17 protein-coding genes are annotated in these 18,307 nt (G+C 56.1%); 3 read left to right on the top strand and 14 right to left on the bottom strand.

Translation table 11 applies throughout. The annotated features are described in order from the left end of the window. Window positions 1-44: 44 nt before the first annotated feature. The 13 genes from ABXG94_RS11235 to ABXG94_RS11175 form a co-directional block, all read right to left on the bottom strand. Window positions 45-437: a VOC family protein gene (locus tag ABXG94_RS11235; protein WP_353534231.1), complete on the bottom strand. Its 393-nt coding sequence runs from the start codon at window positions 435-437 to the stop codon at window positions 45-47. 135 nt (window positions 438-572) lie between these two features. Further along, on the bottom strand, window positions 573-1,757 hold the full coding sequence (locus ABXG94_RS11230) for an amino acid aminotransferase (RefSeq protein WP_353534229.1): 1,185 nt from the start codon (window positions 1,755-1,757) through the stop codon (window positions 573-575). Continuing rightward, complete coding sequence (gene sseA / locus ABXG94_RS11225) at window positions 1,757-2,614, bottom strand: 3-mercaptopyruvate sulfurtransferase (RefSeq protein WP_353534227.1); 858 nt, start codon at window positions 2,612-2,614, stop codon at window positions 1,757-1,759. Before sseA ends, ABXG94_RS11230 begins: the two co-directional genes overlap by 1 nt. A 554-nt stretch (window positions 2,615-3,168) precedes the next feature. Next, the gene (gene smpB, locus ABXG94_RS11220; protein ID WP_353534225.1) at window positions 3,169-3,645 is read right to left on the bottom strand and encodes an SsrA-binding protein SmpB; all 477 of its coding nucleotides are present in this window, start codon (window positions 3,643-3,645) and stop codon (window positions 3,169-3,171) included. A 140-nt stretch (window positions 3,646-3,785) separates the two neighbouring features. Beyond that, on the bottom strand, window positions 3,786-4,268 hold the full coding sequence (locus tag ABXG94_RS11215; RefSeq protein ID WP_353534223.1) for an RNA pyrophosphohydrolase: 483 nt from the start codon (window positions 4,266-4,268) through the stop codon (window positions 3,786-3,788). A gap of 86 nt (window positions 4,269-4,354) precedes the next feature. Beyond that, window positions 4,355-5,686, bottom strand: a complete 1,332-nt coding sequence (locus tag ABXG94_RS11210) for a S41 family peptidase (protein ID WP_353534221.1) — start codon at window positions 5,684-5,686, stop codon at window positions 4,355-4,357. Window positions 5,687-5,688: 2 nt separating this feature from the next. After that, entirely contained in the window at window positions 5,689-6,828 is a 1,140-nt protein-coding gene (locus ABXG94_RS11205) for a murein hydrolase activator EnvC family protein (protein WP_353534219.1), read from the bottom strand. Next, on the bottom strand, window positions 6,825-8,345 hold the full coding sequence (gpmI, locus tag ABXG94_RS11200; protein WP_353534217.1) for a 2,3-bisphosphoglycerate-independent phosphoglycerate mutase: 1,521 nt from the start codon (window positions 8,343-8,345) through the stop codon (window positions 6,825-6,827). The genes ABXG94_RS11205 and gpmI overlap by 4 nt, the downstream gene beginning before the upstream one ends. A 134-nt stretch (window positions 8,346-8,479) precedes the next feature. Then, window positions 8,480-9,166, bottom strand: a complete 687-nt coding sequence (locus ABXG94_RS11195) for a ceramidase domain-containing protein (protein WP_353534215.1) — start codon at window positions 9,164-9,166, stop codon at window positions 8,480-8,482. Window positions 9,167-9,212: 46 nt separating this feature from the next. Next, entirely contained in the window at window positions 9,213-11,252 is a 2,040-nt protein-coding gene (locus ABXG94_RS11190; protein ID WP_353534214.1) for a glutamine amidotransferase, read from the bottom strand. Next, window positions 11,249-13,990, bottom strand: coding sequence for a DUF4159 domain-containing protein (locus ABXG94_RS11185; RefSeq protein ID WP_353534212.1), 2,742 nt, complete (start codon window positions 13,988-13,990; stop codon window positions 11,249-11,251). Before ABXG94_RS11185 ends, ABXG94_RS11190 begins: the two co-directional genes overlap by 4 nt. After that, entirely contained in the window at window positions 13,990-14,862 is an 873-nt protein-coding gene (locus ABXG94_RS11180; protein WP_353534210.1) for a DUF58 domain-containing protein, read from the bottom strand. Before ABXG94_RS11180 ends, ABXG94_RS11185 begins: the two co-directional genes overlap by 1 nt. Further along, window positions 14,859-15,866 carry an AAA family ATPase gene (locus ABXG94_RS11175; RefSeq protein ID WP_353534209.1) on the bottom strand — a complete coding sequence of 336 codons (1,008 nt, stop codon included), beginning with the start codon at window positions 15,864-15,866 and terminating at the stop codon, window positions 14,859-14,861. The genes ABXG94_RS11180 and ABXG94_RS11175 overlap by 4 nt, the downstream gene beginning before the upstream one ends. Window positions 15,867-15,934: 68 nt before the next feature. Here ABXG94_RS11175 and ABXG94_RS11170 point away from each other — a divergent pair, with 68 nt between their 5' ends. Further along, window positions 15,935-16,528 carry a DUF1285 domain-containing protein gene (locus ABXG94_RS11170; RefSeq protein WP_353534207.1) on the top strand — a complete coding sequence of 198 codons (594 nt, stop codon included), beginning with the start codon at window positions 15,935-15,937 and terminating at the stop codon, window positions 16,526-16,528. Here ABXG94_RS11170 and ABXG94_RS11165 read toward each other — a convergent pair. Then, entirely contained in the window at window positions 16,500-17,432 is a 933-nt protein-coding gene (locus ABXG94_RS11165) for a DMT family transporter (protein WP_353534206.1), read from the bottom strand. The two genes, ABXG94_RS11170 and ABXG94_RS11165, sit on opposite strands and share 29 nt — an antisense overlap. 184 nt (window positions 17,433-17,616) lie before the next feature. Here ABXG94_RS11165 and ABXG94_RS11160 point away from each other — a divergent pair, with 184 nt between their 5' ends. Both ABXG94_RS11160 and ABXG94_RS11155 read left to right on the top strand, forming a co-directional pair. Continuing rightward, window positions 17,617-17,994: a VOC family protein gene (locus ABXG94_RS11160; protein ID WP_353534205.1), complete on the top strand. Its 378-nt coding sequence runs from the start codon at window positions 17,617-17,619 to the stop codon at window positions 17,992-17,994. Between the two features lie 93 nt (window positions 17,995-18,087). Next, a complete protein-coding gene (locus ABXG94_RS11155; RefSeq protein ID WP_353534204.1) occupies window positions 18,088-18,306 on the top strand; it encodes a DUF6500 family protein in 219 nt (72 codons plus the stop codon). The last annotated feature ends 1 nt before the right edge of the window (window position 18,307 follow it).

Raw genomic sequence — 18,307 nt, 5'->3', positions numbered from 1 at the left:
CCTCGGGCTTTTTTGTGAGTTGGTATCAACTGAACGGAGAAGCGCTAGCTAAATTGCACCAGATCCCAAAGCGTTCCGTAAAGATCTTGGAACACGGCAACTGTGCCGTAGTCTTCGGTTTTGGGCGCTCGCACAAAAGTGACGCCTTTGGCTGAATAAGCATGGTAGTCACGCCAGAAGTCATCGGTTTTCAAAAACAAGAACACGCGGCCACCGGCCTGATCGCCGATATATTTTGCTTGATGGTCATCAGAGGCGCGCGCCAACAGAATAGAGGCGTTTCCAGCGCCGCGCGGCTTGACCAATACCCAGCGCTTGTCTTGCTCGGACTGGTATTCATCTGCGACAAGTTCAAAGCCCAGCGTATTTACGTAGAAATCAATCGCCGCATCGTAGTCGCGCACCACCAGGGCGATATGGGCAAGGCGTTGGTCCATGGGAACTCCTGCTACAAGATGGCCATGATGGCGCAGGGGCACAAACGGCGCAATGGGCTGAGTGGCTGATCGGGCTCTGGATCAACGCAAAAGGGCGCCCCGAAGGACGCCCTTTGTTAGGTGGGAAAGCCCAACTTAGATGCCCGCGTCGATTATAGCTTTCGCCAATACAGGCACGGTGTCGGCGTTCAGACCCGCGATGTTCATGCGGCTGTCTCCCACCATATAGATCGCATTATCAGCGCGCAGCTTTTCAACCATGTCTGGCGTGGTGCCGATTTGGCTGAACATGCCACGGTGCTGTGCTAAAAAGCCAAAGCGATCCGAACCTGACAGGCGTTGCAATTCATCGGCCAATTGCTGGCGCAGTGCCAACATGCCGAGACGGGTTTCTTCCAGCTCTGCAGCCCAATCGGCGCGCAATTCTGGATCTGTCAGAATTGTGGTGACAACCCGTGCGCCGTGATCTGGCGGGAATGAAAAGTTTTGCCGGTTCAGGAAGTTCAGCGAGCCTTGTACCAGTTTGGTATCGGTGTTGTCATCTGAAATTGCCATCAAAATGCCGGTGCGCTCGCGGTAAACGCCGAAGTTCTTAGAGCAGCTGCCAGCAATCAGGCATTCTTTGACCGACGAGGCCACCAAACGTGTCGCCGCGGCGTCTTCTTCCAAGCCATCGCCAAAGCCCTGATAGGCAATGTCGATCATCGCAATCAGACCTTTTTCGTTGATCAGATCAACGACAGATTGCCATTGGGTCAGGTTCAGGTTCGCACCGGTGGGGTTATGACAACAGCCATGCAGCAAAACGACATCGCCTTCGCGGGCCTCTGTCAAATCCGCCAACATGCCCTCAAAATCGACCGCGCGCGTTTCGCTGTCAAAGTAGCGATAGGCGATGGTTTCGATGCCAAGATATTTCAAGATCGACACATGGTTTGGCCAGGTTGGGTTGGACACAAAAACCCGTGCCGCCGGATTGGCCATTTTGACCAGTTCAAATGCCTGACGCACTGCGCCCGTGCCGCCAGGTGTGGCCACCGCAGCAATGTTGTCGCGCGCAACGCTGTCGCTGAGCACAAGATCGATCATCGCGTTGGCGTAAGCTGGATCGCCCGCAAGGCCCACATAGCTTTTGCTGGTTTGCTCTGCCACAAGACGGCGCTCGGCCTCTTTGACAGCACGCATCACCGGGGTGACGCCCTGTGCATTCTTGTAAACGCCTACACCAAGATCAATCTTGGTGGAACGCGGATCCTCTTTGAATTTCGCCATAAGCGCGAGGATTTTATCAGCAGGTTGAGCTTTGAGATTGCTAAGCATTATGCTTCTCCGGTAGCAATTGGGACCGTCGGGAATGCACCCCATTCGGCCCAGGAACCGTCATAAAGCGCGTGATCGGACTTGCCGAACCGCTCCATGGCGAGGCAAAGGATCGCGGCAGTGACGCCGGATCCGCAGGTTGTGATGGCGGGTTTGGACAGATCGACGCCCGCAGCTTGAAAAATGCCGCGCATCTCGTCGGCAGATTTCATGGTTTGGTCGTCATTCAACAGGTCCGTATACGGCAGGCTGCGTGAATTCGGGATATGTCCGGCGCGCAGGCCCTCGCGTGGCTCTGGTGCCTCTCCTCGAAAGCGCGCGGCGGCGCGGGCATCAATAATCGAATAATCGCCCAATTTGGCCGCATGAGAGACCTGGGTCACATCCTTGACCATCGCATCGACGCGGCGAGCAAACATATGGCGGTCCCGAATGACGGGAGGTTCCGCCGTTAGTTCACGCCCTTCGGACGTCCATTTGGGCAGACCACCGTCCAAAACAGCGATGTTGTTTTGCCCCATCAATTTAAACAACCACCAAACGCGCGCGGCAGATAACAAACCCGCCCCGTCATAGACCACGATTTGATGGCCATCTCCGACACCCAAATCGCGCACCCGCGACATGAACTTTTCTATGGGAGGTGCCATATGTGGCAATTCTGACCGATGGTCTGAAATCTCATCGATGTCAAAAAACCGCGCCCCGGGAATATGGGCCTGCGCGAATTCAGCGGAGGCATCGCGGGCGCTGCCGGGTAAATACCACGACGCGTCCAAGACACGCAAATCCGGATCTTTCAGATGCGTGGCCAACCATGCGGTCGAAACAAGTGTTTTGGGATCGTCTTGAAACATCTCAGCCCCCAATTTCGGAAAACAATAATTGCCTACTATCCGAAATCGTGGGTTTCAAGGCCGTGTCGGCGCTTAGAGGTCGGAACGTTGAATTTATCGGGCTATTTTGCCAGTGTTTTGCGAATCATGGCAAAAATCGCCAACAGTGCGCCTCCGCCATCACCACCGCAAACGCTATGCCCGATCATGCGACCCAGGTCGATTCCACCTATTATCCCCGTCGCCCCAACGGCTCCCGCCAGATCAAGTGCACCAACCATTGACAATAATGTGTGCCCCAGGCCGCCCCCAAGCAGACCAGCCAAGGGATTTAGCCCAACCGTTCATACGGGAAAACCGAGCCAACGCTCCCCCAGAATGATCCGATTGTGAAAACAAAAGTCCCAAAAACGCGAAAATTTGGTCTAGTATCAAAGTAAGTCGTCGATTCGACGATGCCTTATACGAGTGCCAGGGAGTTACGAGTTGCCCCATGCTGCCAAACCAGCATGGGGTCTATTTTTGCCAAACATCTGTCCATGCCCTGGGCACCATTGGGCGACAGGGACCCTCGACTAATCCCCGTGACGCAGCAGGCGTTGCTTTTGGCGGCCCCAATCACGCTTGGCGTCGGAGGCCCGTTTGTCGTGGTTCTTTTTGCCTTTGCCGATGCCGACCTTGAGTTTCACAAAACCCTTGTGATTGAAGTACATCACCAGCGGCACAATGGTCATGCCCTTGCGCTGGGTGTCGCTCCAGAGGCGGGACAACTCGCGTTTGGACACAAGCAGTTTGCGACGGCGTCGTTCTTCGTGGCCAAACATCGCGCGCTCATAGGGCGCAATATAGCTGTTCACGAGCCAGAGTTCGCCGTCCTTCACCTCTGCATAGCTTTCAGCCACATTGGCTGAATTCTCACGTAGGGATTTCACTTCGGAACCAGACAGAATGATGCCGCACTCGATGTCATCTTCGATGGCATAGTCATAGCGCGCCCGCCGATTTTCGGCGATCACCTTATAATTCGGATCTGCGTTTTTTTTCTGTACCATAGGTGACTTCGCATACAGGGGGTAAGGTTAAGTGTCCATGCGGGTTGCGGGATGCAGATAGGGTGTCGTGTGGATTTTGCAACCCCGGGCGCTGCGCTGTTAGGCACCGTTGGTTTTGGGTATTTGGGTCAAGAACAACCTCAGAGGTAGGGTGCAAATTCCGCCACCACTTGCTCGTAGACCGCGCGTTTAAAGGGCACGATATTGGCGACAAGTTGGTCAAATGGCAGCCAGCGCCACTCGGAAAACTCTTGATGGTCCACCTCGATGTTGATTTCTTCGTCACTACCATGAAACCGAAAAAGGAACCATTTTTGTTCTTGGCCTTTGAAACGGCCTTTCCAGATCCGGGGCACTATGTCATGCGGCAGATCATAGGTGATCCAGCCTTTGGATTGGGCCAGAAAAGTCACCGATGAGGTGGCAACACCGGTTTCTTCCTTGAGCTCGCGCAGAGCCGCGGTTTGCGCATCTTCGCCCTTGTCGATGCCGCCCTGGGGCATTTGCCAGGCGGGCACTTCGCTGTCCAGGCGCTGGCCCACAAAGACTTGGTTCTGGTCGTTGAGCAGCACAATGCCAACGTTCTTGCGGTAGGGAAGCTTGGCAATCTGTTCTGGGGTCATGGGCCGGGCGCTTTGTAATGTGAGATGTGGCAAAGGAAACCGCCCCACAATTGGAGCTGTGGAGCGGTTCATTGATGCGGCTGTAATCAGTTTTGCGGACCGAGGGCTGACAGACCTTTCAGAATATCAATGGCATAAGCCAGTTGATAATCGTCTTCGCGCAGTTGGGCGGCCGCTTCGGCCTTGGCGCGATCTTCTTCGATCTGCCGGATTTCGTCTTCGGTCAGGCTGTCGTTGTTCAAGCTGCCGCGCAGATCGGCTTCGGTGCGAATGTTGCGGGCATCCTCTTCTTCTTCGGTCTGAGGACTGCGGCGCGGTTGTTCTACCACGATGTCAGGCGAAACACCCAAGGCCTGAATAGAACGACCAGACGGCGTGTAATAGCGCGCAGTGGTCAGGCGCATCGCCCCATCGCCCCGCAGCGGCATGACGGTTTGCACCGAGCCTTTGCCAAAGCTCTTGGTGCCCACCACAATCGCACGCCGGTGATCTTTGAGCGCGCCTGCAACGATTTCAGACGCTGAAGCGGAGCCACCGTTGATCAAAACAACAACGGGTTTGCCATCAATCAGGTCACCTGGCTGCGCATTATAACGCTCGCCATCCGCAGCTTCACGGCCACGTGTGGACACGATCTCACCTTTTTCAAGGAAGGCGTCAGACACACGGATGGCCTGGGTCAGCAAACCGCCTGGATTGTTGCGCAGATCCAGCACAAGACCATTGACTTTGTCGATGCCGCCGGCCGCCTGAATTTCTTTTTCGATGCCATCGCGCAGGTTCGCATAGGTCTGTTCGTTAAAGGTGGTGACCCGCATCACAACCGTATTGCCTTCGGTTCGACCGCGCACGGCGGTCAGCTTGATGGTGTCGCGAATAATAGACACATCAAAGGCCTCAGATTCCCCTTCGCGCGCAATGGTGATGATGATTTCAGACCCAACGGGGCCACGCATCATTTCAACCGCTTGATCCAATGTCAGGCCCAGAACGGTTTCGCCATTCACATGGGTGATGAAATCGCCCGCTTCGATGCCAGCCTCAGACGCAGGGGTGCCATCAATCGGCGAGACCACTTTTACAAAGCCCTCTTCCTGGGTGACTTCGATGCCCAGACCGCCAAATTCACCGCGGGTTTGCTGGCGCATTTCCGCCGCGTCCTGCGGGGCCAGATAGCTGGAGTGCGGATCAAGCGACGTCAACATGCCATTGATTGCTGCTTCGATCAGATCAGATTCATCAACCTCTTCGACATATTGCGCGCGAATGCGCTCAAAGATATCGCCGAACAAATCCAACTGTTCGTAAACGCTAGAGGTGCGGGCGTTTTCCTGAGCAATCAGCGGGCCTGCAATCTGGGTGGTGGCCAGAATACCGGCCAAAGTGCCGCCCAGCGCGGCCACGACAAATTTTTTCATCCTCATCCATCCTTGTTGGTTAGGAACCAATCCTCCGGGTTGATCGGAGTCTTGCCCTGTCTCACCTCTATATAGAGCGTTTCTGTGCGGTCCTGACCAGTGCCTTCACTGGACTGTGAAAGAATGGCACCGATTTCCGGGTCAATTCCGCCCATCAACCCCACCGGAGTGCCGCTTGGCACCACTTCGCCGACATCGCCAAACACCGTGGCCAACCCGGCCAGCACAAAAAGCAGCCCCGGCTGGGGTTCCAGCACAATCACATTGCCATAGTCAAGCAAGGGGCCGCGATAGCGCACGGTCGCCGCAGCCGGAAAAAGCACAAGCGCATTGGGCCGCGTGGCCAGCACCAAACCAGGGCGGCGCAGGCCGGCGGCGTCTGCCTCTCCGGGTCGGCGCAAAACTTGGGCCTGAACCGGCAACGGCAGCTTGCCTTTGCGGTGTGAAATATCTGGCAAGGGCGCGATGCCCTCGGGTTCAGGCGACATTTCAGTCAATCCGCTGGCAAAGCCTTCGAGCGTTTCTGTAGCGGCGATCAGCAAGGCGGTTTGCACGGGGTCTTCGGTAAATCGTTTGGGCAAATCCTGACGGTCAGAGATGGCTTTTGACAATGCAATGCGCGCTGTTTGCGCCCCATCAAGCCCATCTTGCAATGTATCTGCCGCTCCCTGTTGCAGCTCACGCAGAATATGCACCTCTTGCAGGCTGACCCGCAGTTTCGCGGCCTGAGCGTCCAACGCCGGGGTGACATCTGCCAAGATCATGCCAGCGCGGGCAGTGCCCGCAGGGCCATCCGGGTGCAGCAAAAGCGTTGGGCTGCTGTTGCCGCCCAGCGATTGCAACACGCCAAGCAATTGCGCGATGTCGTTTTCTTGTGCCTTGAGGTGCTGATCCAGTTGTTTTTCCCGGATTGCAGCGCGCCGGAGGCCTTCGCGCAGGGCTGACAAGCCCTCTTCATAGGCCTGAACGGTTTGGGTCAGCGCTTTGACGCGATTGCGCGATGTCTTTGCCTTTTGCAATGATAGAGACGCCGCTTCGAGTTTGTCTGCCGCAAGACGCGCCACGGCTGCCGCATCCGTCTGTGCGCTGGCAACAGAGCCAACACTCAGCAAAACCGACAACAGAAACGCGCTTAGTTTCATCTTTGGATCAGACTTTCACCGGTCATCTCGGCCGGTTTTTGGATGCCCATCAGATCCAGCAAGCTTGGGGCAAGATCCGCAAGACGCCCCCCGGTGCGCAGGGTTGCACCCGTGGGACCGTTGACCAGAACAACCGGCACAAGGTTTGTGGTATGGGCGGTGTGCGCGCCCCCAGAGACCGGGTCAATCATGACTTCGCAATTGCCATGGTCGGCAGTCACAATCATGCAGCCCCCTGCTTTGACAAGCGCGTCTTGAACTGCACCCAGACCTTTGTCGACGGCGGCGCAGGCGGCTTTGGCTGCCTCAAGATCCCCTGTGTGTCCCACCATATCTGGGTTGGCAAAATTGGTCACAATCAGATCATAGCCGTGTTCGATGGCCGCCACGAATTGTTCGGTTACTTCGCCAGAAGACATTTCCGGTTGCAGATCATAGGTCGCGACCTTTGGCGACTTTGGCATAAAGCGATCTTCGCCCTGCGATGGGGTTTCCTCACCGCCGTTCAAAAAGAAGGTCACATGCGGGTATTTTTCAGTTTCCGCGAGACGGAATTGGGTTTTGCCCTGTTTGGCGACCCATTCCCCCAAAGTGTTTACGATGGGTTTTTTCGGATAGGCGCTGGTCATGTAGTTTTTATGGGCATCGGAATAATCCACCATGCCCAGCATTTCGAGCTTGGGGCGTGGGCCGGTTTCAAAACCGTCAAAATCAGGCTGGCCAATCGCCGCCAGGATTTCACGCGCGCGGTCTGCGCGGAAGTTCAAGCAAAAGATGCCGTCACTGTCGTTGACACCAGCGTAATCGCCCAGAACAGTCGCTTGGATGAATTCATCGTTTTCTTTGCGCGCATAGGCGGCATTGATTGCGGTCTCGGCATCACTTTCGGTCAGACCCTTGGCATTGATCATCGCGTCATAAGCTTGGCTGACACGTTCCCAGCGATTGTCACGGTCCATTGCAAAATAACGGCCTGTGACAGTGCCGATGGTCGCGTTGGCTGGCAAACTCGCTGTCAGGGTTTCAAAATACCCAAGCGCCGAAACCGGTGCCACATCCCGCCCATCGGTGATGGCGTGCAGAACAACCGGCACGCCCAGATCGGTGATGGCTTTGGCAGCGGCAATCACATGGGTCAAGTGCCCGTGTACGCCGCCATCGGAAATCACCCCCATCAGATGCGCGGTGCCGCCCGAGGATTTCAGTTTTTGTGCAAAAGCTACAATGGCATCATTTTTGAAAAACGAGCCGTCTTCGATGGCCAGATCAATTTGCCCCAGATCCATGGCCACAACACGGCCCGCGCCGATGTTGGTATGGCCAACTTCGGAATTACCCATTTGCCCGCTTGGCAGACCCACATCTGGGCCATGGGTGATCAAGGTTGCATTCGGGCTGAGTGCCATCATGCCATCAAACACCGGAGTGTCAGCTTGCACAGGTGCATTGCCTAGGTCGGTGTCACTCAGACCCCATCCATCCAAGATGCAAAGGACAACGGGTTTGGGCGTGCTCATGTCAAAGTCTCCGGTCAAGATATGAGGCCTTCTACCGCGCTCTGTCACAGGATTGAACTGCTTTCTGAAACACTGGCAATACTGAGCAAAATTTACCTCAATCGCGCGTCGCCGCTCCGCACATCACGGCGCTCTCAGGCTGATTTGGGTGGAAAGTGGATCACCAGTGCCTGCAACAGCACCCCCACCATCAAACCATTCAGCATGTGCCACATGAAATGGGTGCCAATCCCCGTTGCGGCGCAGAGGGACAGGTCCAAACTGCGGAACATCAACGAAGTCAGAAACACCAGGCAGGCCCCAATGACATAGCCTTTTGCCGGATGCTGCCTGCGCCATGTGATGACAGAAAACGCCAACAACGCAATCAGGGCCGGCAAATATTGCAAAGACCCGTTCAGAGGGCCAACCGTATTTTCAGCTTCGGTTGTGACATCCCCAGAGGTGACCCAGAAAACACCGGCGGTGATCAAAGCCGCAATACCGGCGATCCGGGCGGTACGTACCAAATTTTCCTTTGTCGACCGATAGATTATCAAAAGCACAAAGGCGGCGACAAAACTCCAGATTGCGATCACATCGGCCCGTTCCGACCAAGGGGTCGCCATCGTGTGAAACAGAAAGGACTCGATGCCAATGGCCCCGGCCATCAGGCAGACAATTATTTCAGCCCAATCGCGCCTTGGTCGACGTATTGCAACGGTTAGCGCGAAATAGGCCGCAATTAGAAAGGCCACATTGCTAAGTGCGTTGATAGGTTCATTCCAAAAGCCAGCGGCGGTGCGTTCGCAATATAAATCAATAAATAAAACTGTTTTCATAAGCCCGTTTTGCTGTGCGCAAAAAATTATTCAAGCACAAACTGACCTAGTGTCGCCCTTCGCGCAGCCACGCACCAATCGCTAATCCCAAAAGGGCCAACAAGACCAACCAAGCCGGTAAAAGCGGGGTTTGCGAGACGTTCAGCGTTTCAAAGGCATTGCGCGGCGTCAGGCCAATCCAGCCATTCCCCGCAGCGGGCCGCCCAGAGCGTACAGTACGCAGGCTTGGCAACCCATCCGAAATGGCCATGACACCGCCACGCAACGGCCTGATGATCGGGTCCAGCACATCTCCGCTGGCAATCACCTGCGCAAACTCCTTGGGGGACGCTGGTCCAAGACCAATCACCGCCGACTGTTCACCGTTTGTCAGGCGGTAAAGCCCCATTTCCGGGCCATCATATTGGGCTTCAAATTGGCCCGGCTTGGTTTCAATCAGCGGCAATTCCGCTTTGCTACCGTCCGGTGCCTCGATGGTGACCTGCCCCACATCAGGGGTCAAAGAGCGGCGAATGATGCGCATTTTTTGACCGTTGGCCTCGGCCCAAAGCGCTTCTTCTTCGAGGTCCGGTTCGCCCATCATCCAATGGGCCAGGCGACGCAGCAATTCCAACTGGGGTCCGCCACCGTCATATCCCCGCGCCCACAGCCAGGCTTGATCAGATGCCAAAAGCGCCACCCGGCCCTCTTGATAACGGCTAAGAACCAAGAGCGGTCGCTCACCTGCGCCTGTCATCACCGTGTGCCCAGTATCGGGCACAACATCCACCAAACGCAGCCACTGGCCCCATTGGCCAATGCCTGGCAGCCCCGCCGTCACCGGGTGTCGCGCACCAACCTCGCTGATTTCAGGAACAAAAGACTGATCAATCACCAGAGCAGTTGGCCCGGCAGGCAGAATCTCAGACAGGGGCGAGCGATAGAGGCTGTCGGCACTAGCAAAATCTGGTCCTGCCGCCACCAATACAGCCCCGCCATTGGCGACATAATCCACCACGTTATCCAGATAGATCGAGGGCAGGATACCCCGGCGCTTGTAGCGATCAAAAATAATCAGATCAAAATCATCGATCTTATCCAAGAACAATTCGCGGGTTGGAAAAGCGATCAGCGAAAGCTCGTCTACGGGCACCCCGTCTTGTTTGGTTGGCGGGCGCAAAATCGTGAAATGCACCAGATCCACCGAGCTGTCAGATTTCAGCAAATTGCGCCACGTGCGGCCACCCGGATGCGGTTCTCCGCTGACCAACAGCACCCGCAGGCGGTCGCGCACACCGTTGATCTGCACTATGGCCGTGTTGTTGCGATCTGTCAGCTCTGACCCCGCTGCTGGCACCGAGAATTGCAACACATTGCGCCCGCCATGCGGCAGCGTCACCGGCACCTCCATGTCAATTCCTAGTGGAATGTTAAATCGTTGCGACGGGCCGCCATCGATTGAAATATCAAGCGGGGCTTCGGCCTGGCGCGGGGCCGCACCGGTGTCTTCGATGCGCAGGGTCAGTGTGATGGTTTCCCCCAATATGGCAAATGCCGGGGCGTTTTTAACAATCAGCCGCCGGTCCCAGTCACTGGCCAACCCACTGTGCAGCAAATGCAAGGGGGCGGGCAGCTGGGGAGCGAGGTCCACATCATGCGCCAATCCGTCTGACAAGGCGATGATACCCGCGATACGCCCAATGGGTTCTTTGGACAGCGCACCCGTCAGCGCTTGCATCAAGGCGGTGCCACCGTCATCGGTTGCGTCAGGTACCAGAATTCGACGCACTTCGGTGTTGCGGCGGGCTTGCAATCGTTGCTCTAGCTGGCTGGCGGCGTTTTCCGTGCGTCTGGCGCGGTCCCCCAACCGTTGGCTTGCCGTCGCGTCCTGCAACAACAACACAATGTCTGAAAGCGGGGCCCGATCTTCTTGATGCCACACCGGCCCGGAAAGCGCCGCCAACAACAAAGCAAACGTCAGCGCCCGCAGCGCCCAGCCCTTCAGGCCACGCCAAAGCGCGAGACCAACCGAAGCCACAGCGCAGAAGGCAAAAGCTGTTAACAGCCAGGTCGGCAACAGAGGGTCAAACAGAATATTTCCGGTCATTGGCCCAACCTGTCCAACAAAGCAGGCACATGCACCTGATCTGACTTATAATTCCCGGTCAGCACATGCATGATCAGATTGACGCCAAACCGATAAGCGAGTTCTCTTTGGCGTTCGCCGGTCACACCGCGTCCAACCGGATAAAGCGGAACGCCACTGCGCGACATGGCCCAAGCAGCGGCCCAATCATTGCCGCCGATCACCACAGGCGTCACCCCATCATTCAGGTTGCGAAACGGCATGCCTTCAACCTGTTCTGCATCCGCGGGGGCCGCTTCGACCCAGACATCATGGCTGTTGTATCGACCGGGGAAATCTTGCAGCAGATAAAATGTGCGAGTCAAAACATGGTCCTGCGGCAGCGGTTCCAGTGCAGGAATATCAAGCGGGCGGGCGATTTGTTGCAATTTGCGACCCGTCGGGCTTGTGCTGCCAAACCGCGCCACATCTGCGTCACGCGTGTCAAACAAGATCATTCCGCCTGATCGCAAATATTGGTTGAGCTTTTGATAGGCCAGGCTGGATGGCTGCGGTTGTGAGAGCGTCACTGGCCAGTACAAAAACGGGAAAAACGCCAACTCGTCGGTCTCAAGATTCACGGCAACAGGATTAGACGGTTCTACCGATGTGCGCAGAAACAGCGTTGTGCTCAGCCCATAGAGCCCGGCAAACGAGGTTTCATCCAAGGACCGGTCACCAGTGACCACATAGGCCAGCGCTACTTCGTCTGTCAGCTGCTGTGCGTTGGCGGTTTGGGCCGGGCTGGGCTGGGGCAAAAAGGAAAGCGCCGCAAAAACGCTGATCAATCCGAACCCGCGCATGCGGCCGGACAAGATCAGCGACGCCACTGTGTCCAGCAACAGCAAAACTAGCGCTGCGGCCAAAAACACCCCCGCGAGGTCTCGGGTGTTGGGCCGGCTTAGCCCCTCGACGGCGATGCGGTTTGGCCAGTTAAAGCCGCGCAGTTGTTCCTCGAGGCGCAATACATTGCGCGCAAAACTGCGGTCCCCGTCCAGATACAGTCCGGGCCGCAGATCCGGGCCCAGCACACCGGTCGACAGCTCAGTGCCTGCTACGCCGGGCAGAGTCTGCCCGTCACTGAGCCGCCCAAAACCATCCATCACCTTTAACGGCTTCCACGTTGTGCCCTCCATAACCGAGGCCATCTCGGTGTTTGCAGCCGATAAAACGGCCAGGCGATCCAGCATTTGAACAAACAAGCCGGACAGCGGCAATCCGGACCATTCCGCATTGGCAGTCACATGAAAAAGCACAACCTGTCCCTGACCGATGGGCTTGCGGGTCACCAAGGGGGTGCCATCGCTCAATTCCGCAACCACGCGTTCGGCAAGATTTGGGTCGGTCTGTGCAACGACCTGCGCGGTCACACGTAAATCCGGAGGGATCTTCAGGCCGAAAAACGGTCCGTTTGGATCAAATGCCGCGACCGCCTTTGGTTCACCCCAGCTCATTGCGCCACCAACGCTGCGACCCCCGGCCCGCAGGCGCACTGGCATTAGGGCATGTTCCTCTGTGCGGCTCATATCGCTGGCAGCCATTTGGGGTCCTGCAAAGCGCAACAAGAGGCCACCGGCTTCGGCCCAAGCGATCAATTCAACCTCTTCGGCAGGAGCCAAAGTCGCCACATCTGCCAGCACGATCACATCAGGATTGGCAGGCAAAATATCTGGGATCGGGCCTTCGATCACCTCGGCGGTTTCCACCAGGGCCTGACGTAAATAATGGATGGGCGACAGCAACTGTAACCCTTCGCGATCCTCGCGTGTTGTCACAAGCGCCACTTCGCGCCGCCGAATGCTGTTATCAGTCAGATAGACAGCCCCCGCAGAGGCGATATCATCAATTTGAAACCGTGAAATCCGGCCGCGCAGCTCGGCGGGCAAAGCGAATTCTGTCTGCGCAGCCTGAGTGCCGCCCTCAAACACCAAACTGCCACGCGCCAACACGCGTTCAACCCCGTTTGGATCTTGACCAATGATGGAAACTGACGCCGGCAGCGCAGGTGCAAATGTGCTTTGGGCTTTCACCGTTAAAACACCATCTTGCAGCGCTACGTCTGACAAGGCCAATACCGGTAGCGGATCTTGAAACACTCTCAAAGACCCGCGCGCTTCCAGCGCATCAAGCAATCTTGCGCGCCCTTCATATGCCAACCCATCTGATAGCCAGAAAGTGTCAAAAGTCACATCCGCAGGCAGGGATGCAAGCAAAAGATCCACGCGGTTTTCGGTCACAGCCCATGGCAATGGGGCAAAGTCTGCCACCCGTGTTGACCATATATTTGAGGGCAAGAATTGCGCAGGTTTCGGGGCGCTTAACTGGACAATTGCCGCCTCACGCCCGGCGCGTCCCACCTCGTCAAGCAGAGCGCTCAACGTGCGACTTTGCTCAGGCCAATGCGGTGCAGAGGCCCAACTGCCATCCAAAACCACCAGCAATGGACGCTCTGTACTGGCCGATGATTGCGGGTTTAGCACCGGACCAGCTATGCCAATGATCGCTGCAGCCACCATTAGCATACGCAACAGCATCAACCACCAGGGGGTGCGATCCATAACTGAGTCGTCGTCTTTCAGACCGAGCAACAGCACCACACCGGGAAAACGTCGCCGGATCGGAGCAGGTGGCACGGCACGCAGCAAGATCCATAGCACCGGCAGTAAAATCAGGGCTGACAGCAACCAAGGGGTGGCAAATGCAAGCGGTAATCCCAACATCAACGCCCCCGTTCCAAAGCATTATACAACCACAAGAGCGCCTGTTGAACAGGGGCATTGGTCAGGTGGCATTCATATTGCCACCCTGTTGCGCGTGCGAGGTTTTTCAACGCAAGTTTACGTTCGTTCAAGCGCGCTACATAGCGATCACGCAGATCGCTTGCCTTGCGGGTCTCATGATCAATTTTGGCCTGCATAGACTCAAATATCGCGCGGCCCTGAAACGGAAAATCTTGCTCAGCCGGATCCAGGATTTGCAGCAATACTCCACGCACCCCACGGTCTGAGGCCTTGGCCAGTGCCAGTTCGGTTTGCGAAAAATCCCCCAGGAAGTCTGACACAAACAATGCCCGCGTATGGGGAATCATCGCCCGTGCTTCGGGCACGCCGAAATCTGCATCTCCTTCAGCCAGCAGCGCTTCGGAAAGGCGCCAGATCTGTTGATCCCCACGCCTTGGCGGCAGGTTTGTGCCGGCCATGCCAACCCGTTCACCGGCACGGATCAACAGGATCGAGATTGCCAATGCCAACACTTGGGCGCGATCAGATTTTGGTGGCACTTGGCTGGTGCTGGAATAGGACATCGAGGCGGCGTTATCGACCCAAAGCGTCACAGATTGCACAATTTGCCACTCTTTTTGGCGCACAAACTGCGCCTCGGATTTGGCAGAGCGCCGCCAATCAATCATCCGGTAACTGTCTCCGGGTTGCACTGGACGATATTGCCAGAAATCATCGCCCATGCCCGCCCGACGGCGACCATGGTCGCCTAACAGCACGGTGTTGGCCAGGTGTTGGGCGCGCGCCAACAAAGGCGGCAATCTTGCAGCGGCCGCTTCGGCCCGTCGCCGCAGATGTGGTTCTGCGCTCACGCGGCGGCCTCGGATTGGCCTTTGCTGGCAACAATTTCTTGGATCAGTGTCCCCAAGTCTTCGCCGCGGGCGCGCGCGGCAAAGTTCAATGCCATTCGGTGCCGCAAGACAGGACTGGCCAAATCAAGCACGTCTGCAGCCGATGGGGACAAACGCCCATCAAGCAAAGCCCAGGCGCGTACCGTCATCATAAAGGCCTGTGCTGCCCGTGGCCCCGGCCCCCAGGCCACAACATCACGTATGCGCGTGCTGGCGGTTTCATCGTCCGGGCGACAGGCCCGCACAATATCAAGGATCAACTCCATCACGCTTTCGCCAACCGGCATGCGGCGCAACAATTCCTGAGCGGCAATCAAATCTTCACTGGCAAAGACCTGCGGAATATCTGACTGTTCCACACCGGTGGTTGAAATCAGAATATCGCGTTCGGTCTGGCGATCTGGATAGGGCACATTGATCTGCACCAGAAACCGATCCAATTGGGCCTCTGGCAAGGGATAAGTCCCCTCTTGCTCTATTGGGTTCTGTGTGGCCAACACATGAAACGGCGCATCAAGCGGACGGTCTTCACCTGCCACTGTGACTTTGTGTTCTTGCATCGCCTGCAACAGTGCCGATTGGGTACGCGGGCTGGCACGGTTGATTTCATCTGCCATCAAAAGCTGGCAAAAAATCGGCCCCGGCACAAAGCGAAAGGCCCGCGATCCGCCTTTGGCTTTCTCAAGGATCTCGGACCCAAGAATATCTGCGGGCATCAAATCCGGGGTGAATTGCACGCGATTGCCCTGCAGCCCCATCACAGTAGACAAGGTTTCAACCAGACGCGTTTTACCAAGACCCGGCAAGCCGATCAGCAAAGCATGCCCACCACACAACAAAGCAGCCAGTGTCAGATCAACCACCCGGTCCTGACCAATAAAGCGCCCGGAAATCGCAGCCTTGGCGGCTTGCAACTTTTCTCCCAAAGTTTCGATTTCTGATACAAGCTTGTCGGGATCGCTCATGACAAATCTCCTGCTTTCTATATATACTTAGGCGAAGTGTATCGCTTGCAGCGGAAATGGCAAAAACAATGACGTCACAAAATGTTGTAAACCCCTCGGCAGATGGTATCGCGGCCTCGGCGCAGGCCGTGCAAGGCAAGGGCTTGCCGCCGGTTCACAAGTGGAATCCACCGTTTTGCGGCGATCTGGACATGCGCATTGCCCGGGACGGCACTTGGTTTTATTTGGGCACACCCATCGGCCGATTTGGGCTGGTTAAGCTGTTTTCGTCAATTTTGCGCAAAGACGGCGACGCATATTTTTTGGTCACACCCGTCGAAAAGGTGGGAATCACCGTCGAAGATGCCCCCTTTGTGGCCACCGATTTTGAGGTGTCAGGACAGGGAGAGGCGCAATGTTTAAAGTTTGAAACCCATGTCGGTGATTTTGCAACCGCAGGCCCAGACCACCCCATTCGCGTGCAGCGCGACCCAGAAACCGGAGAGCCGTCGCCCTATATTCTGATCCGCGCCAACCTAGAGGCGTTGATTGATCGCAAAAGTTTCTATCGGTTGATCGAATTGGGCAGTCATTTTGACGTCAAAGGCCAAAGCTGGTTTGGCCTGTGGTCTGATGGCGTGTTCTTCCCTGTTATCACCTCGGAAGAACTTCTGGAGGGGTGATCGAGCGGCGGCGTTTTTGCGCCACCACGACGCCCGCGATCACAATCGCTGCGCCCAGCGGCTGTTGCCAATTCCAAGCGGCTCCCAAAATCACCATAGTCAACATGACGTAAAACGGGGTCGCGTTCACATGGATCGAAGCGACCGCCACCCCCAAATGCCCCACAGATGCCACCCAAAGCACTTGCGACAGGCCAAGGCCCACCATTGTATAGATCAGTATCAAGCCAATTTCAGCACCATCGATCCTGTGTTGTGGCAATATTTCGTGTCCGGTCAACTGCAAGGCAACAACCGCTGTCCCGGCCAAAACAAGCCCACCCATCAAAGGCAAGGCGGAACGCCCATAAGGCGACAGTTCGGGAAAGCTGCGCACCGAAAAGTAGCTGCCAAGCGCATATAGGAAAACAGAGACCAACATTGCCAAAGCACCAAGCCCCAGTGAATTGACCTGCACAGAACCGGTCGCAACAAGCCCGCCAATCAACGACAGCGCCAAGCCAAACACGAATGTCAGACGCAGTTTTCGCGCGCCTGTGACAACTTCTATGGCGGCCCCCGCAATGGGCATAGTCACCGCCAAAATCGCTGCAGTCACCGCATCTGTCAGGCTTTGCGAGACCAAAAGCAGATAGACCGCACAGCCAAATGTTGGTGCTCCGACCAAAATACCCCGCACCCAAGGGGCGCGCCAAACCGCGCGCCAGCCTTCGGCCATGGCCCATAGGGGCACAATAAACGCCAACGCCAATGCAAACCGCAACGTTGTCAGCATCAATGCATCCCAATTTGGCAGCAGAAATTCTGCCGCAGGAAACGAAATGGCCCAGGCCGCCATGGCACCAACGGCCAGTGCATTGCCCTTCAGCACGTTAACACCGTGCACCGCCAGGATGTCAGTCATGTGAGAATACCTTTGCAAGCGGAGCGCTATACCACCGCCCAATTATTGTGCCCAATGCCACGCAAGACGTCTGTCCTGATTCCGACCCACCCCCTGCCGTTTTCCAGCCACATCGCCCAGCATACTGCCAAAAACTGACAGGGGGGCCTGCTAGAAGAAACCTCAGATGAAAAGGAGTTTTCTAATGACATTTCCCGTAAAAGACACCGTTGTCTGGTGCGAAATTCCGGTGACCGATATGGATCAAGGCATGGCGTTCTATGGCGCGGTGTTTGACACCCCAATGCAACAAGACGAGATGGGACCTAACCCGGTATCGTTCTTCCCAAAGCAGGGTGAAGATGATGTTGCCGGTCACATTTACCCCGGGAAACCTGCGCAAAATGGCGAAGGCCCTAGCGTACATTTGCATGCGCCTGATACGCTAGAGGCCACAGTGGCCCGCGCCAAGGCCGCCGGTGCCAAGATTGTGGGACCGATCATTGATCTGCCCTTTGGCCGCTTTCAATATGCCATTGATCCTTTTGGCAATTCTTTGGGGATCTTCTCCAAGCTGCGCTAAGGCGTCAGGGGATTGGCCTTTGTGTCAATCACCTGTTCCGAATGATCCAATCAGAGGTAATCCGCGCATGACCGCATCAAATACAGGCCCAATATGAGAGCCACGTTAAGAGCCAAGGCAATCGCAATTTGTGACAAGAAGATTGCCCAGAAAGGAGAGACTGTTGGTCTCTCTTTCTATGCGTTTTTTGCCAATAAAAATGACGATCCCGATTTGCTTATGGAAGCGGCTGAATGGTGGATCAAAACCCACAAATTGGACCATTTTGAAAAGGCCGCGAAAATTAGGAACCTGATCAGTTCAGGCACCTAAT

It is taken from the genome of Cognatishimia sp. WU-CL00825 (assembly GCF_040364665.1).
GTDB lineage: Bacteria > Pseudomonadota > Alphaproteobacteria > Rhodobacterales > Rhodobacteraceae > Cognatishimia.
The sequence above is the reverse complement of the archived record's forward strand: the minus strand, read 5'-3'. Positions and strand labels throughout refer to the sequence as shown.

Bases quoted from the DNA above. Each gene is read 5' to 3' on its own strand.
- ABXG94_RS11155 (WP_353534204.1), top strand. From the start codon at position 18,088: ATGAGAGCCACGTTAAGAGCCAAGGCAATCGCAATTTGTGACAAGAAG.
- ABXG94_RS11235 (WP_353534231.1), bottom strand. From the start codon at position 437: ATGGACCAACGCCTTGCCCATATCGCCCTGGTGGTGCGCGACTACGAT.
- smpB (WP_353534225.1), bottom strand. From the start codon at position 3,645: ATGGTACAGAAAAAAAACGCAGATCCGAATTATAAGGTGATCGCCGAA.
- ABXG94_RS11190 (WP_353534214.1), bottom strand. From the start codon at position 11,252: ATGACCGGAAATATTCTGTTTGACCCTCTGTTGCCGACCTGGCTGTTA.
- ABXG94_RS11205 (WP_353534219.1), bottom strand. From the start codon at position 6,828: ATGAAACTAAGCGCGTTTCTGTTGTCGGTTTTGCTGAGTGTTGGCTCT.
- ABXG94_RS11175 (WP_353534209.1), bottom strand. From the start codon at position 15,866: ATGAGCGATCCCGACAAGCTTGTATCAGAAATCGAAACTTTGGGAGAA.
- sseA (WP_353534227.1), bottom strand. From the start codon at position 2,614: ATGTTTCAAGACGATCCCAAAACACTTGTTTCGACCGCATGGTTGGCC.
- ABXG94_RS11215 (WP_353534223.1), bottom strand. From the start codon at position 4,268: ATGACCCCAGAACAGATTGCCAAGCTTCCCTACCGCAAGAACGTTGGC.
- ABXG94_RS11170 (WP_353534207.1), top strand. From the start codon at position 15,935: ATGACGTCACAAAATGTTGTAAACCCCTCGGCAGATGGTATCGCGGCC.
- ABXG94_RS11210 (WP_353534221.1), bottom strand. From the start codon at position 5,686: ATGAAAAAATTTGTCGTGGCCGCGCTGGGCGGCACTTTGGCCGGTATT.
- ABXG94_RS11230 (WP_353534229.1), bottom strand. From the start codon at position 1,757: ATGCTTAGCAATCTCAAAGCTCAACCTGCTGATAAAATCCTCGCGCTT.
- ABXG94_RS11160 (WP_353534205.1), top strand. From the start codon at position 17,617: ATGACATTTCCCGTAAAAGACACCGTTGTCTGGTGCGAAATTCCGGTG.
- ABXG94_RS11195 (WP_353534215.1), bottom strand. From the start codon at position 9,166: ATGAAAACAGTTTTATTTATTGATTTATATTGCGAACGCACCGCCGCT.
- gpmI (WP_353534217.1), bottom strand. From the start codon at position 8,345: ATGAGCACGCCCAAACCCGTTGTCCTTTGCATCTTGGATGGATGGGGT.
- ABXG94_RS11185 (WP_353534212.1), bottom strand. From the start codon at position 13,990: ATGTTGGGATTACCGCTTGCATTTGCCACCCCTTGGTTGCTGTCAGCC.
- ABXG94_RS11165 (WP_353534206.1), bottom strand. From the start codon at position 17,432: ATGACTGACATCCTGGCGGTGCACGGTGTTAACGTGCTGAAGGGCAAT.